This window comes from Siminovitchia thermophila (genome assembly GCF_016909185.1).
Classification (GTDB): Bacteria; Bacillota; Bacilli; order Bacillales; family Bacillaceae_C; genus Siminovitchia; species Siminovitchia thermophila.
Genome location: NZ_JAFBFH010000007.1, coordinates 14,239 through 31,225 on the forward strand (window position 1 = coordinate 14,239; position 16,987 = coordinate 31,225).

Genomic DNA, 16,987 nt, shown 5'->3' on the forward strand with positions numbered 1-16,987 from the left:
CCAAAAGGAAGGACGCCTTTTTGTATAATGGGAACACTCCAATTAGTGTACTTTGTGCCGAATATTGGAGAAACAAGCAATAAATCAGCCATTAAAAGGGTTGTGCAAACAAAGTCAAATGAGAGATTTGATGTCAAAGAAGTTTGTACGAATGAGCACATTGGTTTTTTTCAGCACACAAGGTTTTTATAATGAGGAGAAAAAGCCGGGGCATAAGAGTGGCTATTCATACAAATTGTGAAAGTAAAATCGCGTGAAATCAAGGTTTTTCAATTTGATTTCACGCGGTTTATCCCGCATGTAAGGTACCGTATACAGCAATTTTAGACCTGAGTTGTGCAAAATAGTGAGAGAAAACGGCACCTAAAATCCCGATTGGTTCAACTAACATTCAGTAGGAGCTGAAAGAAAGCTCCTACTGAAAGAAGTTTCACCTTATTCATTTTTATAGGGATTTGTCCCTGCCTTCATCTTTGCTTGGGCGTTTTCTTTGAACATCTCTGTTTTTGGTCATGAATCAATCGAACATCATCACATACATTTCGATTATCTTCGTTTTCCGGGAATTCCGCTTATCGTTTATTCTGGTTGTGATTCGCTAAGGTGGTTTCTCGCTACTCTCTCTATTTCCGGCTGTATGAATCCTGCAACATCAGGTCGAGCAAATTGCTTGGTTTCAAAGGCTTTCCCGTGAGTCTCATGTTGGAAGTATACAATTTTTTGCGGTGAAATTGTCCAATATATGGTTAGTTTGATAGCTGTTGAATATCCTTTTCCCGAATAGTCTTATTGCTTGTAAAAGATCCGGAGAATTTTACATATCCGGGCATTTTTTGCCCCTCTACAACATTTGCGTTAATGGTCACGGAGTCGTATACATAGTGATTTGCGTTTAATAATTGTTGAATTGCTTTCATGGTATTGGCCACATCTTTTTTTGTTTTTCCGTCTGCCTGAATCATCATATGAATGTGCATCGGTTTCGCAAGGGGACCCGTCTTACTCCATTTCGTATTCGAATCCAACGTTCCTGTTAAACTATCCAGTTGCACTTCTACATGGATGATGTCGGGCACATCTTTTATTAGTAATTCCCTGATTTCTTCGGACGCTTCATTTTCCAGTCTATCCCTAAGAGATGTATCCCTTTTGGCGTCAAAGGCGACCTTCGGTTGCAAAGCTCCCGTTACTTCAAACTCGAACCCTTTCTCACTTGCTACCTGTTCACCTTCATACGTGTAACCGCCGATTTTCAAATTGAAAAAGCCGTCAAGGATGTGGAATGGTTCATTAAGATATGTTTTCGTCAGATAGCTGTCCAATGCTTGCTTGGAAAAAAGGTCGCTAACGGCATTTCCGTTAAAGTCAATGTAGAAAAAAAGTGTGGGAGCCCATAGCATAATGATCAATGAGCCATAGATCCGTTTTTTCTTTTTCATACGCTTCTAACCTCTTTCAACCATTTTAAAAGCAGGAGAGCCATGAGGCTTCCGACAAGCGCAAACACCAGATGAATCAAAGCGAGAAAAGCTGCGCCAAGCAGCATCTCCAGAGCGAATAGGCTGGCTTGCGTTGAATCCACCAATGACCAAATGAAGCTGGGCAAAAAAGTGATCGCTGTCACCATTACAAAATGTTTATAAAAGAGATATAGGACAAACCCGAAAATGGTATATGTCAAGACGAATACTAAGTGATTATTGAGCAAGGATGTTATGAGCGCGAAAAAGAATGAAATTGTCACAAAGATTATTTGATAAACCGCTAATTTCAAGTAGATATTGGCAAACATTTTATCGTTGTCAATCGGGGAAGGAATGACGGCATTTTCAATGGGCTCACTTGTCGATTTCGCATATTCGCGGCAGTTGTCACATGATGCCAAATGCTCCTTCAGCCAGGAAGCTGTTTCTTCATGAAGAAGCCCTTCGTGATTCAAAGGCAGCAAATCTTTGGCGATATAACAATCTTTATTCATTGACCGACCTCATCTCTTTTTTCAATTTCATTTTTGCTCTATGGAATGTTACCCTGGCATACAATTCACTTTCTCCTGTCAGGTCGCCAATTTCTTTAAAAGACAATTCTCCGTATATGCGGTACGTAACAATATCCCTCGATTTTTCATCCAATCTGGAAATGCGTTTGATCAGAGTGCGGCTGTCTTCGCGCAAGACGAAAAGGTCCTCAAGGGGGAGCGGCATTGCTCCTGCTTCGCATGCAAGCTTTTCTTGCAACAATTTGGAATACTTTTTTGAACGGTAAAACTTCTTTAGTCTGTTTTTGGCGATCGAGAAAACCCATGTATTGATTGAAGAATTTCCAGTAAAGCGGTGAAAACCTTTAAGCGCTTCATAAAAGACGTCTTGGGTCAGGTCTTCGGCAATGAATGGATTGCCTGTTTTTACAAAGAAAAAAGCAAAAATCTTTCGCTGAATACGCCGATACAGATTTTCTAGATCATTCATTTTGCCCCCTCCGAAATTCGTATCTATAAGATTAGTACCATGAAGGCGAAATTCGTTACTTATGTTAACTAATATTTTTATCGGGTTGACAATTATGCTTAAAATCTATTATTCTCAACATAATACGAAAAAGGGAGTGATGTACAATGGGCGCGTCGGCTGTAGGCGGTAAAAGCAGGATGAGAACACTGGATATGGTGTATATCAGCTTATTTTCCGCTTTGATGATGGTAGGGGCCAATATCACATCTTTTTTGCCCTTCATGGTTGTCGGCGGGGTACCCATCACCCTGCAGGCTTTTTTTGCGGTCTTGGCGGGGGCTTTTCTCGGCGGGCGTCTTGGAGCTGTTTCAATGGGTGTATATGCATTGATTGGTCTTATGGGAGCTCCGGTGTTTGCGCGGTTTCAAGGCGGCATTGGCCAAATCATTAGCCCTACCTTCGGATTTATCATTGCATTTGCGTTTACGGCATACATAACAGGAAAAATGGTTGAGAAAAACAAGAGCATGTTCCGATTTATCGTGGCGGCATTGATTGGAACGGCTTTCAGCTATGTGTTTGGAACGAATTGGATGTATATGGCATATAAACTTTGGGCGCAGGCGCCAGCTGCTTTTTCCTATAAAATGGCTTGGGCATGGATGGCCGTTCCGCTTCCAAAAGATATTATTCTGGCGATATTTGCCGGGATGTTTGCGCATCGGATGAGAAAGATTGTGAAAACAGGAAAGTAAGGGGAGGATGGAACGATGAATATATATGAACATATCGCAGATATGGCATTGGAAGGAAAAGAGCTGACAGATGAGCAGGCAATGGCTGTTCTGGAGTGCCCGGATGAAGATTTGTTAAAGCTGCTTCACGCAGCTTACCAGGTGCGGAAACAGTTTTACGGCAATAAAGTGAAATTGAACATGATCATCAATACGAAATCGGGTCTGTGCCCGGAAAACTGCGGGTATTGTGCTCAATCAATTGTATCAAAAGCACCGATTGAAAAATACTCCATGATGAAAAAAGAAGAAATAGTGGCGGGTGCAAGCAGGGCGGCCGAATTGAATGCGGGAACTTATTGTATTGTGGCGAGCGGACGCGGCCCGGCCAGTCGTGAACTGGATATTGTGGTCGATGCCGTCAAAGAAATTAAATCTACCCATAAAGAAATGACCATTTGCGCGTGCCTCGGCATATTAAAGCCTGAACAGGCTGCCCGTTTAAAAGAAGCGGGGGTCGACCGTTACAATCATAATATCAATACGTCAAGCCGCCACCATTCCAATATTACGACTTCACATACATATGATGATCGTGTCAACACGGTGGAAACGGTGAAAGAATCCGGGATTTCGCCATGTTCCGGGGTCATTGTCGGCATGAAAGAAACGAAAGAAGATGTCATCAACATGGCCCGGAGCTTAAAAGTACTTGATGCGGATTCCATTCCGGTCAATTTTCTTCATGCCGTTGACGGGACGCCTCTTGAGGGGACAGATGAATTAAATCCCCGTTATTGTTTAAAAGTGCTCTGTCTGTTTCGATTCATGAATCCGACGAAGGAAATTCGAATTTCCGGGGGAAGGGAAGTTAACTTGCGCACCCTCCAGCCGCTCGGCTTGTATCCAGCCAATTCCATTTTTATCGGAGACTATTTGACAACCGAAGGGCAGGAAGGCTCCACGGATTGGCAAATGCTCACGGACATGGGTTTTGAGGTGGATTTGGAACCGTTAAATCGGGAAAAAGCAAAAGCGATTTTGTAATGGAAGGCGTCTGTTTCAGATGGAGAAACAGCCGCTTTTCCATGATGGTGGTCTTGCGGGGAGGGTGTCGGCATACAACTTGATGCCAATTTCTTCTGAAAGCTCCTCCAAATATCTAAGCCTTCTCCCAAGAGACTTTCTTGTTAACATTGCTCCCTGTATGGCTTTAAAACAGGTTGTTTTTTGACTTTTATGTAAATGCGTGCCCGTGCCCATTTTTGTTATTGGAATCATCCATCAACACGTTAGCCGATTTTAATGGGGCGGTAAAAAATATTCTTCAAAAATGGGGATATGCTTGCTGGATGACTTTTGCATTATTGGGGATTGTGTTGCTATGAATTCCTTTTTTGAGCTGTTTTTTCAAGGTCCTTTGATAAAAAGCTCTTTTTTAAAAACCCGTTCTCAGCTATGTATTTCATCTTAAAGAAAACGAAAGAACTTTCCTTCCCGGAAATTTGACTGCAAAGACAAGCGGTGGCTGTATGAAAAATTCGCAATAGGGCTCGTCCTGTATGATATGATTGTATGAAAACAGATTTTCTTATTAAGTTGGGGGATTAGCCATGGATATATATAAAGAAATGTGTGATTTGATCGGAAAAAGTAAAGTATCGATCAATGAAACACTTTTACAGCATCACAGCAAGGACGAGTCTGATTATGAAGCTGTGAAGCCGGACGTAGTTGTTTTTCCCGAGACAAAAGATGATGTGGTTCAAATTGTCGAATATGCGAATAAGCACCACATCCCAGTCGTCCCATTCGGTGCCGGCTCCGGTTTGGAAGGGCAGGCCATTCCAATCCACAAAGGAATTTCGATGAACTTTGAACGGATGAATACAATAGTGGAAGTAAGGCCGGAAGATTTGGTTGCTATCGTACAGCCTGGCGTTACACGTGTTCAATTAAATGAGGAGCTCAAAAATACGGATTGTTTTTTTCTGTTGATCCGGGTGCGGATGCGTCCATTGGCGGAATGGCCGCAACAAATGCCAGCGGCACTTTGACGGTTCGTTACGGGGGTATGCGGGATCAAATTTTGAATCTGGAAGTCGTGCTTGCCGACGGTCGCGTTATTCAAACGGGGAGCCTCGCCAAAAAGTCTTCATCGGGATTTCATTTAAATGGTTTGTTCGTCGGTTCGGAAGGAACGCTCGGAGTGTTTACGGAAATTGCGCTGAAGCTCCATGGTATTCCGGAAAACATTGTTGCGGCCCGTTGTTTTTTCAAAACGGTGAGGGATAGTGTGGATGCGGCGGTCTCCATTCTGACTGCGGGTATTCCAATCGCCCGTATTGAACTAGTCGATTCCCGAAGCATCAAAGCTGTGAATGCTTATTCCGAAACCGATTACCCCGAGGCACCGTCGCTTTTCCTTGAATTCCACGGAAATCAGGCGGGAAATCAGGAAGATATCGAGTTTGTCAAAGAAATTGTGGAAGAGGCGGGCTGTCTTGAGTTCTTGTTTGAAACGGATTCGCTTAAACGGGCCTTGCTGTGGAAAGCGCGCCACGAGTTAAATTATGCGTTGCGACACGGCAGTCGTGAGCTTGCCAGTATGACGACGGATGTATGCGTTCCGATCTCCGCTTTGTCGGACAATGTGGAGTTTGCAGACACCCAACTGGATGTCTTGGGATTAAAAGGCGGTATCGTCGGTCATGTGGGAGACGGGAATTTTCATGTTATGATCTTATTTGACCCAAATTCCCTTGAGGAAATCGATAAAGCGAAAGATTTAAATAGACAAATTGTCAATAAAGCATTGCTGTCGGGGGGAACATGCACCGGAGAACACGGAGTGGGTCTTGGTAAGCTAAAATACCAAAGACAAGAACATGGGGAAGCCTTGGATGTCATGATTGCTTTTAAACAGTTATTAGACCCGAACAATATTTTAAACCCTGGGAAGGTTCTTCCAATCAATGAAAAAAATGCGTAGAGAATGAAGTCTCTGCGCATTTTTAATTAAATAACACCTTGGAACAGCATCGCGTCGGCAACTTTTACAAAGCCTGCTATATTGGCGCCTGCAACAAGGTTTCCGCTCATGCCATACTCATCAGCCGCTTTTATGCTGTCTTGGTATATGTTGGTCATAATTTTTCTAAGTTCTTTATCCACTTTTTCAAAGGACCACGGCATTCTAGAGCTGTTTTGAGCCATTTCCAGTGCCGAAACCGCCACACCGCCAGCGTTTGATGCTTTTCCTGGCGCATAGAGGATGTCATTGCTCAGGAATGTTTCCGCTGCGTCATGTGTACAAGGCATATTTGCCCCTTCTCCGACCGCTTTTACCCCGTTTTTCACAAGGGTTTCCGCCGCGTTTTTATCCAATTCATTTTGTGTGGCGCATGGAAGGGCAATGTCGCAAGGAATTGTCCAGATATTTTCGCTGCCTTCAAAATATTGGGCATTGGGGCGTTCGTTAATGTATTCGCAAATTCTGCATCTTTCCACTTCTTTTAAGTGTTTAAGTGTTTCAATGCAGATGCCTTCAGGATCATAAATATACCCGGTGGAATCACTGCACGCAACAACTTTAGCGCCAAATTGCTGTGCTTTTTCGATCGCGTATAAGGATACATTTCCCGATCCTGATACGACCACAGTTTTGTTTTCAAAGCTCATGCCTTTATCTTTGAGCATTTCTTCAACGAAGTAAACAAGACCGTAACCAGTTGCTTCAGTCCGTCCAAGACTTCCGCCATATCCGACTCCTTTACCGGTCAGGACGCCTGCGTCAAAGTGACCGCGCATTCTGCGGTATTGGCCAAACATATAGCCGATTTCTCTTGCGCCGACACCGATATCTCCGGCTGGAACGTCAACATCGGAGCCGATATATTTGCTAAGCTCTGTCATGAAACTTTGTGTAAATCTCATGATTTCCGCATCCGATTTTCCTTTTGGATCAAAGTCGGCTCCGCCTTTTCCGCCGCCAATTGCCTGGCCAGTCAGGGCGTTTTTAAAAATTTGTTCAAATCCCAAAAATTTAATGATGCTTGCGTTAACGGAAGGATGGAATCTTAATCCGCCTTTATACGGTCCCAATGCGCTATTATATTGTACCCGGAATCCGCGGTTTACTCTCACCTTTCCTTGGTCATCAACCCATGGCACACGGAATGTGATCAGGCGTTCCGGTTCCACGACTCTTTCAAGTATACCATTCTCCATATAATGAGGATGTTTAACGAATACAGGCAGAAGAGAGTCGAAAATTTCTTGAACGGCTTGTAAAAATTCCGGCTCGTTAGCATTTCTTTCCTTTACAGTGTTGTATACATTGTCAATGTAAGTTTTCGCCGCCTTCACTTTATGATTTTCCATTTTCATAATCATTGCCATTGTTTTCACTCCCATTCACCAGTATTTTCATGTCATTTTCAAAAAAAACCACGTCCAAAAAAACTTGGTATAATTTATTTTATCTTTTACAATTAATCTATACAATATGAATATGAGATAATTTTAATGCCAAAATGAGATTAATCATTTGAGAGCGGGGATAGTCGAATGGAATTAAGACAGATTCAATATTTTATTGAGGTGGCAAAAAGGGAACATATGACGGAAGCTGCCGAGGCGCTGCATGTCGCCCAATCCGCGGTAAGCAGGCAAATTGTCAACTTGGAAGCGGAGCTGGGGGTTGATTTATTCATACGTGAAGGTCGCAGTATTCGTTTGACGGCAATTGGACGAATGTTTCTTGAAAAGATGGAACACGCCATGAATCTGATTGAGCAGGCCCAAAGAGAGATTGAAGAACGCCTTGATCCGGAAAAAGGGACCGTCCGCATTGGTTTTCCGAGCAGCTTGGCGGCGTATTTGCTCCCTACGATCATATCCGCATTTAGAAAAGAACATCCTTATGTCAAAATCCAACTTTACCAAGATTCTTATCGTAATCTGGTGGAAGCAGTCGTGTTGGGGGAGGTCGATCTCGCTTTGCTTGGACCCGTTCCGAAAAAAGAAACAAGAGTCAAAAGCGAAGTGTTATTTGTTGAAGATCTCGTGGCATTGCTGCATGTTAGTCATCCCTTGGCATCGAAAGCTTCCATTAATCTGGAGGATTTGCGCAGGGACCCATTTATTTTGTCGCCAAAGGGGTATATTTTGCAGGATATTGTGGAGGATGCATGCCGGCAATACGGATTTGTTCCAATGGTGTCTTTTGAGGGGAAGGATATCGACGCGATCAAGGGTCTTGTTGCTGCCGGCCTCGGGGTCACATTGCTTCCTGAAGTTACGCTGGTGGACAGCTTGCCGCGGGCGACGCAAAAAGTTCCTCTTTCCGAGCCGCATGTAACGCGGACTGTTGGAATGATTATTCCTAAAAACCGAAAATTGCTCCCGACAGAATTGGTTTTTCATCAATTTTTAAAAGAATTCTTCCAGAAGTTGAGCGGCTATCGCTAGTATCGGCAGGAAAGAGTTGAATCAAAAAAATACGATGAGACATACGTATTTATTTCATGTATATTAATAAGTGAGATTGAGTAAAATTTTATCAACATATGGGGGGTCCTTATGAAACTGGTATATGAAGGAAAAACAAAAAACGTATACGAGCTGGAAGACGGGAATTTTTTGCTTCAGTTTAAAGATGATGTTACCGGGGAAGACGGCGTTTTTGACCCTGGAGCCAACACTGTCGGATTGACGATTGAAGGAGCAGGACAAACCGGTCTTCGCTTGACGAAGTACTTTTTTGAACTTTTGCAGGAAAAGGGCATACCTACCCATTATGTAAGTGCAAATGTGCAAGAAAATACGATGATTGTGAAGCCTGCCAAACAATTTGGAAAAGGGCTTGAAGTGATTTGCCGTTATAGGGCTGTAGGCAGTTTTTATCGCAGGTACGGCGCCTATGCCGAGGAAGGACAACCATTGGACGGATTTGTTGAAGTCACATTGAAGGATGATGAGCGCCAGGATCCCCCGATCAGCGAAGATGCGTTGGTCATGCTGGGTATTTTAACAAATGAAGAATATAAGCAGTTAACAGGACTTGCGGAAAAGATTGGACGGATCGTAAAGGACGCCTTAAGTGAAAAAGGAATTGAGTTATACGATATTAAATTTGAATTTGGCAAGGTTGGCGAAAATGGGGACATTACGCTGATTGATGAAATTTCAGGTGGAAACATGCGGGCGTATAAAAACGGCCGGTATATTGAGCCGCTTGAACTTGGCCGGTTGCTGTTGAACGGTGAATAAATAAAGTACCATTTCGATAAATTGGAGGGGGAGAAATGGATCAATTTATGAAAAAAGCCGTTGAGTTGGCGAACCAAAATGTAGATGAAGGGGGCACGCCCTTTGGGGCTGTTCTTGTAAGGAATGGTGAAGTGATTGCAGAAGGGGTCAACGAACTGCACAAAAAATTTGATGTGAGCGGACATGCCGAGCTTGTCGCGATTCGAAAAGCTCAAGAACAATTGCAAACGAATGATTTAAGCGGTTCGATTATGTATGCGAGCGGCGAGCCCTGCCCCATGTGCATGACGGCCATTTACTATGCGGGCATTGACACAGTCTATTATGCCGGATCGATTGAGGAAGCCAAACAGGCAGGCATGGGCACATCTGTCTATATATACAATCAACTGGCTCTGCCGCGGGAAGAAAGATCCGTCAAAATGATCCATATGCCGGTTAAAGGTGAAGAAAAAGATCCACTTGATTATTGGAAAGCGAAAAAAGGGGAGTAATCATGCGGATTGTATCCATTTGTCCAAGCAATACGGAAGTAGTCGGGTATTTGGGGAAAGAAGACATGTTGGTTGCTGTTGATGATTATTCCAATTGGCCGGATCGAGTGGCTGATTTGCCGCGGGTAGGACCTGATCTTACTATTGATATGGATAAGGTTGAGTCCTTGCGGCCAGACCTGGTGTTGGCTTCTCTCAGTGTGCCGGGAATGGAAAAAAATGTGTACGAGCTGAACAAAAGGAATATTCCCCATATCGTCTTAAACCCGAATACACTAGAGGATATTGCGTGTGACATCGAAACAGTTGCCGAAGCGCTCCATTGTAAAGAAACAGGCAGCGAAAAAGCCCGCGCTTTCCGGGAGAGCGTCAGCCGCTACAGGAAATTTTCCGAACAGAAGGATGAAAAACCTTCCCTCTATTGGGAATGGTGGCCGAAACCTGTTTTTACTCCTGGGGGAGCAAACTGGTTAACGGAAATAAGCGAGCTTGCTGGCGCATATAACATTTTCGCCACAGAACCAGAGGCAAATGTACAGACTGACTGGGAAGAAGTTAGGAAAAGAAACCCGGATCATATTTGTCTCGTGTGGGTCGGGGTGAAAGAAGAAAAAGTAAACCCCCATTTATTGCTAAAGCGGCCGGGATGGGAAAAGATGAAGGCAGTACAGAATCAATCCGTGCATGTTCTTGGAGATTCACTGTATTGCCGGCCCTCGCCCAGGCTATTGCTTGGGCTTGACAAGCTGATGAATACTTTGTGGGGTCAGTCCCCGCCGCGGTAACGTACCGAATGGCGGGGATTGACTTGTTTACGTGAATGTATTTTTGAAGCAGGGGAAATACTCTTGCCTTCATAAAAACGAACCAAACAAAGCTCATGCTAACGGATTTTGCCACTCGAATTTTCTTTAAGGGGACGGACAGGACATTTTTCCTTTATAGAATCGTTCGCTTTCAAGTAAAATAAAACATGAATGATTTTTTCTTTTCAAGAAAGAAAGGGATCAATATTGATGCTGCCAGCAAAAGGTACAAGAAAAAAAAGAATACTTACAGGCATCGTGATCTTGTTCATAGTCTCTTTATTTGTCCCCACCCCTTTTCATATTTTCCAGCCCGGGTCAGTTGAGGAGCTAGGCTCGAAGGTACTTGTGGAGGATGGGGAACAAGAGGCAGAAGGACAACTGTATTTAACGACAGTCCTTTCAATGAAGGCGAGCAATATTTATTATTTGGCTTATGGGCTTCTCGCTCCTCATGCCGCTGTTGAACGCTCCACGAGTGTAAAAGGCAACATGACGGATCAGGAATACAACCGCTGGCTTAAATATTTAATGGATTCTTCCCAGGAAAGCGCAGTCGTTGCCGGTTTAAAAGCGGCTGGGGAAGAGGTAAATATTTATCCAAAAGGGGTCATTATCCAAGCGGTTGACGAAAAGTCGAAAGCGAAAGGATCGTTGGAAGTCGGGGATATTATTCATACAGTGGATGGTCTCCCTGTACGAAAGTCCTCTGATTTGCTTGCTTACCTCAAAGGGAAAGAGACGGGAGATGTAGTTACGGTTGGATTGAACAGGGACGGGGTGGAAAAAAAAGAGGAAATCGAACTCATCCCGCTTAAACATTCGAAAACAAAGGCTGGTCTGGGCATTGTCCTTTCGGATTATACGAAATTGGAAACGTCCAGGAAAGTAAAAATAAAAGCGGGTGATATAGGAGGACCTTCCGCAGGATTGATGTTCTCATTGGAAGTTTATAAACAGCTTCAAAACAGGGATATTACGAAAGGTTATAAAATTGCCGGCACTGGAACGATTAGTCAGGACGGAAAGGTCGGACAAATTGGCGGCATTCGTGAGAAAATCACTGCTGTTGATAAAGCGGATATCGACATATTCTTTTGTCCGAAAGATATAGAGCCGACTGACACAAATGAAAAAACTGTAATGGAAGAAGCTGAGAAATACGGCTATGACGTAAAGATTGTTCCAGTCGAAACGTTGGAGGAAGCCATTAAATTTTTGGAAAAACTTCCGCCAAAACCTTAGGAGGGGAATTATGGTGTTTAAACGTATTGGCAAAGCAGTCATAATGGGTCTGATTTGTTCGGTGCTTGTTTTATCTGGACAAATGAATGCAGCAGCGCAAAAAGACGATGTCATCAATGAGAAACTGGGAGTGCCGATCGTTGTTTATGGGGAAACACTGACGAATGAACAAAAGGATGAAGTGCGCAAGCTGCTTGAAGTGACGAACCCGGAAAATGTCGACGAAATTACGGTAACCGCCCAGGACTTAGCGCGTTTAATTGGCGGAAATCCCAAATCCCGCATGTTTTCTTCAGCAAAAATTACCGTGAAAGAAAAGGGGAATGGCCTTGTTGTTTCCATCGTTACACCGGAAAACATTACGGAAGTAACGAGTGAAATGTATTCGAACGCCCTTTTAACCGCCGGAGTCGAAAATGCCAATGTGGATGTTGCCTCCCCAGTGAAGGTAACAGGGCATTCCGCCCTTGTCGGCATTTATAAAGCTTATGAATCAAAAGGTGAAGTTCTTGACAAAGATCGGATGGAAGTGGCGAATGAAGAATTGAGCCTTGCCACCGAACTTGCTAATAAGGAAGGGCTGAACGATGAAAAGGTAACAGAACTGTTAACCGAAATTAAAAAAATGATCGCCGAGCAAAATCCGGCTACACGGGAAGATGTGGAACAAATTGTCGAAGAACAATTAAATAAGATGAACATCGAGTTAAGCGAAAAGGATCGTCAATTACTAATTGACCTATTTGATAAAATGAGGTCTCTGGAAATTGACTTTGACGGTGTAAAAAAGCAACTGGAAGATATTAAGGGAAAGCTGGAGGAAGTCGTCGGCGATGAAGGATTTTGGGATAAAGTCGCAAACTTTTTCCAAAAGATAGCCGACTTCTTCCGCAATTTATTTAAATAAACATCAAAAGCTCTTGAAATAATAGGGCCCCTTTCAGGATATGGACGATGCAAGAAAGTCCGGATCTTGAAAGGGGCCACTTTCCATTGGAACACCTGAGTGTCTTAATGCAGTTTTTGGAAAAATTTACAAAATTATCCGACAAATGTTTTAACAGCATCACAGGCTTTCAGGACAAGACCTCTACAAATAATGACCACTACAGTGTCCATCACACTTTAAAGCGGGGTATTACATGATTGCCAAGCCTTACAAATATGTTGTTTGTAATGGAAAGTTGTAGCACTTAAAATGATTCGATTCAAGATCTTGAGCTAAGTGAAAAATTCCGATTATCCACTTTACCTATCCATTATTTTGCATATTAAGGGCGTTTCCGGCTAAAGCATATAAAATAATAGTGGAAGCTAAGTGAGCTGAAAATTGGTTTGGATCTTGCTGAGGATATACTTCAACAAAGTCCATTCCAATCACGCCTTTTTTCGTAAACTCGTGAACAAGCGTTAATAGTTCATAAGAAGAAAGCCCATTGCCGTCCACCGGGCCTCCAGGGTTGAATGCAAAATCAAGAACATCGCTGCAGATGCTCAAGTATACACCATCCACATCTTTACTTGCCATTTCATATACTTCATTTGCAGTTTCAATGAGATTTTTTTTGCGGATATCGTTAATGGTAACTGTCACCGCACCAGCTTCTTTGGCAAGTTTTCCACTGTCCGGTTTGTTCCTTGGGCCATGAATTCCAGTGTGAACGAGGCTTTCGTTTCTAACGCCTTCCTCCGGTGGGTAGGTCTTGGTCACCGCGAAAAGTAAGAAGGGTAAAACGTTTGATTGTAACGTTTCTCTCGAAATAAGTGAATATAAAGGTAAAAAGTCCTGGAGGCTTGTGCCCGATTTTGGGTGAGCGGGTATTCTCGCGACTTATCTTGCACGAAACTGAACAGACATGATAGAATTTAGATGTTCTGTGTGTGTGGGGGTGTTTTAGTGGCGTTGTTCCGTGTCTGTTTACTATACGGTGCGGTGCGGCACCATATCGGTTAGAGCATCAGAACGCTTACCCTTTACGGGTCAAGCTCACCCCTTTTCTCTTCTCCCACAACCCCATGTGGGAGAAGTTATTTTTTTTGTTTGGGAATCGCAATAAAGATGATGGTCGTCCTGTTAATAACCTTGTGATATACTGGTGGTGACCAGTTAACGCAAGTAAAAATTTGAAAAAAACGAAGCCATACAGCTTCTAACTGCGGGGACCGCAGGGATAGCCTAATCCATAACTTTCGGTTACGAATGTGTTCTTAGGAACCCCCCCCCCCACTTCAAGCGTAAGCTAAGTGGCGGGTGGTTCAAAGTGAGGAACGATGCCAAAAGATAAAGAGATTAAGCAGCCTAGCACCATTAGAACACCGGCACCAAGCTGTGGCATAATTTTTTTGTTTTTTCACTGTCTACTTGACAGGGAGCGGTACAAACGTACTAGGTGTGGGCTATTTTACGCTTACCCGCCAGGCCAAAATAAAAAAGAGCCAAAAAAGGCTCTTTAAAAAGTTATTTTGGAAAGTCGGTTGATCTTTTTTCTAACTAATAATCATTTTCTAGGGACACAAGTGACAACACCCTGAGGCATTGTTATAGTCCCATAAAATTCTCCTGAGAGATAAAAACCCTTTTTATATTTATTACATGAATTAACAACTTTCATCCCTAAAGTACCAACAGCTAATATTAGCATAGTTAAAGCTGTAGGGGATAATCCTAGTTTCATTTTAATAAGGGCGGCAGCTACCCCAAAAATTCCTCCACTATAATTAGTAATTGTATTTAATTTTTTTACAGTTGCATTAGAAATATAAATACCTCTAACTTTAGTTTTTTTAGTAAGGGTTCCAATTTCTCCAGGATTCACTGAGGAATTCTCAGAATATAAAACATTTCCTACAACTTCATTTGTTCCGTTATTTTGAATTTCTAATTCGTATTTTAAGTAAAGTTCTTTTGCATCAGGACTCAATAATTCAATTTGCTCAGACTTATTATTTTCTAAGTTAATAATATCAATTCCTTTGGAGTCCATTTCTTCTAATAAATTAATTAGCTGATCAAGTTCGTCATTCAAAGAGTTTTCACTCATTCCTATAGCAGAATACACTGACTTACCACCATTCGGATTTTGATTTAGCGACTGTGCCTGCACTTTTAGGTTAGATATAGATAGTGTAGAAAGAAAAAGCACCAAACTTAAGAACAAAACACTAAACTTTTTCATTTTCATAATAATCTTAAATACAAATATGTTTGTTGCATTCAAGGTCTTTTAAATTTATTTAGTATAAAATCACTTACAAAAAAAACTACCAATCCAGCCATTAAAATTATAAATGAAATATTAAATCCCGAGCTTGTAATAAATGAGTATATAGAACTTGCTAATAAAGCAACCATATAAAAAGCAAATCCTATTTTTATAGCCTTTTCAGTACTTTTTCTTTCTTCATTTGTCATTTTTTTAAAAAACAATCTATCAATTCCTCCTCAAATATTACTCCATAGATCACCTCATTTGTATTTGGCAATCAAATGTATCAAAAGGCAATCAAGTATACTCATTTAATTGTATAAAGATCCAATGCCGTGCCGCTTGACATGAAGCCTCCGCACGTATAATTTTCTGCCTTCTTCAAATGCTATCGTGCTAAATCTATTTCAATCGTCTCCTTTTTTTGATTTGATTGAAAATACTTACAATTCTTCCGGATATTATAGCAAACTCCTAAAAAATTGCAAGGAATTGTGTAAAAAAATGACTATATGTATATATATTATAGATATGGATAGGCATAAAGGCTTATAAATGTACGTGCAAAAAAAAATAAAATACACATAAAAAACAAATGGGATCTGTGTGAATGAATTTCATAGTCTAATCAAAAGGAGGCCAATCTGTTCTTTCATAAATTCATGAAATTTATCTGGTTTGTTGTTATCCGGCATGGGTACAACCTTGACGGGGAGCAGTTCAGTGTGTGGATAGTACTGGATTTCTATTGTTTTAACAATCTATACCACAGATTCAGGATGTATTTAAAAACACTGAACATACCGCCATTCACCTCTTGAGATTCTACTTGGTTTTAATTATCATTATTACATATTATGTAATACTAAAACTATTACATAAGGTTTTTTATGAATTAGCCGAGAACACTCGTGACTTCTTGAACTACCCTCCACTTAGCTTTCATGATTTCTATATGCTTAATATAACACAAAAATGCTTTGTACAAAGCGTTTTAACGAGTGTTTTTTATGCGAGAAAAGATCTCCACCCTAGCTTTGCTTGAGGAATTCCATGATAAAGAAAAGGAGGGTGCTCCAATGTCGTTTTTACAACCGTTTAATCCAACCAAGACACCGCCGAATAACGAACACAACAAATCCGAACTAGACGACTGTGAAAATGAATATGTACATATGACGCTACCGAATGGAGAGGGGGTGCGCTTTAAGTGCGTGTGGTCTGGTTACCGCTTCTCGGACGATGAAGTCGCGAGGTTGATGGCCGGTTACGACATCCGGATTAAGACCGACCATATCGATGGAATCATCGGTTCGTTCATACAATCTTGCGAATGGCGTACATCTTGCAAATTTGTCACCACTGTAATGGGGCATATTGTCGTAATGTGCATCCATGTGGATAATACCCACTTTTTTGCCTGTCGTTTCTGCTAGGGCTTTTACAATGGGAAATGTCACACCATGGTCTCCACCTAATCCGATGATGAATTTACCGCTTCGCCAAAGGTTGCTAGTGAAATTTGTAATTCTGTTCATTGTTTTTTCCACGTCAGCAGGTACGACATCGATATCACCGATGTCACCTAATGTAATATGCTCGAATACATCAATATGGTCTAATTCAGGCAAGTACCCGCTATATCTTGCCGAGCAAAGCCGCATGACTTTCGGACCAAGTTCACATCCTGTATAGTCCCCCCCAAGTAACTGCGCCTTCCCACGGAATACCATATACTATGGCATCCACGTTCGACATATCTTTGCTTTTGGAAATATT

The 16,987-nt window shown here is 42.1% G+C and carries 15 protein-coding genes and 2 pseudogenes; 9 read left to right on the top strand and 8 right to left on the bottom strand.

Going from position 1 to position 16,987, the window contains the following annotated elements:
- Positions 1-746 precede the first annotated feature (746 nt).
- The 3 genes from JOC94_RS06450 to JOC94_RS06460 are packed head-to-tail and all read right to left on the bottom strand — an operon-like array spanning position 747 to position 2,468.
- Positions 747-1,439 (bottom strand): YfjL-like protein, encoded by a 693-nt coding sequence (locus JOC94_RS06450; RefSeq protein ID WP_077109713.1) that lies wholly within the window; start codon positions 1,437-1,439, stop codon positions 747-749.
- Positions 1,436-1,978: a zf-HC2 domain-containing protein gene (locus JOC94_RS06455; protein WP_077109712.1), complete on the bottom strand. Its 543-nt coding sequence runs from the start codon at positions 1,976-1,978 to the stop codon at positions 1,436-1,438. The genes JOC94_RS06450 and JOC94_RS06455 overlap by 4 nt, the downstream gene beginning before the upstream one ends.
- Positions 1,971-2,468, bottom strand: coding sequence for an RNA polymerase sigma factor (locus JOC94_RS06460; RefSeq protein ID WP_077109711.1), 498 nt, complete (start codon positions 2,466-2,468; stop codon positions 1,971-1,973). The genes JOC94_RS06455 and JOC94_RS06460 overlap by 8 nt, the downstream gene beginning before the upstream one ends.
- Positions 2,469-2,614: 146 nt before the next feature.
- On the opposite strand from JOC94_RS06460, the gene JOC94_RS06465 reads away from it, so the two are divergent.
- The 3 genes and pseudogenes from JOC94_RS06465 (at position 2,615) to JOC94_RS06475 (ending at position 6,176) form a co-directional block, all read left to right on the top strand.
- Positions 2,615-3,205: a biotin transporter BioY gene (locus JOC94_RS06465; protein WP_077109710.1), complete on the top strand. Its 591-nt coding sequence runs from the start codon at positions 2,615-2,617 to the stop codon at positions 3,203-3,205.
- A 15-nt stretch (positions 3,206-3,220) separates the two neighbouring features.
- Positions 3,221-4,231, top strand: a complete 1,011-nt coding sequence (gene bioB, locus JOC94_RS06470; RefSeq protein ID WP_077109709.1) for a biotin synthase BioB — start codon at positions 3,221-3,223, stop codon at positions 4,229-4,231.
- A gap of 566 nt (positions 4,232-4,797) precedes the next feature.
- Positions 4,798-6,176, top strand: a pseudogene (locus JOC94_RS06475) (FAD-binding oxidoreductase).
- Positions 6,177-6,202: 26 nt separating this feature from the next.
- Here the strand turns inward: JOC94_RS06475 and gdhA are convergent.
- Positions 6,203-7,585 carry an NADP-specific glutamate dehydrogenase gene (gene gdhA / locus JOC94_RS06480; protein ID WP_139345542.1) on the bottom strand — a complete coding sequence of 461 codons (1,383 nt, stop codon included), beginning with the start codon at positions 7,583-7,585 and terminating at the stop codon, positions 6,203-6,205.
- Positions 7,586-7,753: 168 nt separating this feature from the next.
- Here gdhA and JOC94_RS06485 point away from each other — a divergent pair, with 168 nt between their 5' ends.
- The 6 genes from JOC94_RS06485 (at position 7,754) to JOC94_RS06510 (ending at position 12,909) form a co-directional block, all read left to right on the top strand.
- Positions 7,754-8,656, top strand: a complete 903-nt coding sequence (locus JOC94_RS06485) for a LysR family transcriptional regulator (RefSeq protein WP_077109708.1) — start codon at positions 7,754-7,756, stop codon at positions 8,654-8,656.
- A gap of 111 nt (positions 8,657-8,767) precedes the next feature.
- Entirely contained in the window at positions 8,768-9,457 is a 690-nt protein-coding gene (locus tag JOC94_RS06490) for a phosphoribosylaminoimidazolesuccinocarboxamide synthase (protein ID WP_077109707.1), read from the top strand.
- Positions 9,458-9,492: 35 nt separating this feature from the next.
- The gene (locus JOC94_RS06495; RefSeq protein WP_077109706.1) at positions 9,493-9,951 is read left to right on the top strand and encodes a nucleoside deaminase; all 459 of its coding nucleotides are present in this window, start codon (positions 9,493-9,495) and stop codon (positions 9,949-9,951) included.
- Positions 9,952-9,953: 2 nt separating this feature from the next.
- Entirely contained in the window at positions 9,954-10,736 is a 783-nt protein-coding gene (locus tag JOC94_RS06500; protein ID WP_077109705.1) for a cobalamin-binding protein, read from the top strand.
- Positions 10,737-10,967: 231 nt separating this feature from the next.
- The gene (locus tag JOC94_RS06505; protein ID WP_077109704.1) at positions 10,968-12,002 is read left to right on the top strand and encodes a SepM family pheromone-processing serine protease; all 1,035 of its coding nucleotides are present in this window, start codon (positions 10,968-10,970) and stop codon (positions 12,000-12,002) included.
- Between the two features lie 10 nt (positions 12,003-12,012).
- Positions 12,013-12,909 carry a DUF1002 domain-containing protein gene (locus JOC94_RS06510; protein ID WP_077109703.1) on the top strand — a complete coding sequence of 299 codons (897 nt, stop codon included), beginning with the start codon at positions 12,013-12,015 and terminating at the stop codon, positions 12,907-12,909.
- Between the two features lie 345 nt (positions 12,910-13,254).
- Here JOC94_RS06510 and JOC94_RS06515 read toward each other — a convergent pair.
- From JOC94_RS06515 to JOC94_RS06530, 4 genes and pseudogenes are all read right to left on the bottom strand, one after another.
- Positions 13,255-13,689 (bottom strand): annotated as a pseudogene (locus JOC94_RS06515) (arginase family protein); the annotation flags it as partial.
- An 811-nt stretch (positions 13,690-14,500) separates the two neighbouring features.
- A complete protein-coding gene (locus JOC94_RS06520; RefSeq protein ID WP_139345540.1) occupies positions 14,501-15,178 on the bottom strand; it encodes a hypothetical protein in 678 nt (225 codons plus the stop codon).
- 38 nt (positions 15,179-15,216) lie between these two features.
- Complete coding sequence (locus JOC94_RS06525; protein ID WP_077109700.1) at positions 15,217-15,429, bottom strand: hypothetical protein; 213 nt, start codon at positions 15,427-15,429, stop codon at positions 15,217-15,219.
- Positions 15,430-16,389: 960 nt separating this feature from the next.
- The gene (locus tag JOC94_RS06530) at positions 16,390-16,941 is read right to left on the bottom strand and encodes an arginase family protein (RefSeq protein WP_408021903.1); all 552 of its coding nucleotides are present in this window, start codon (positions 16,939-16,941) and stop codon (positions 16,390-16,392) included.
- Positions 16,942-16,987 lie beyond the last annotated feature (46 nt).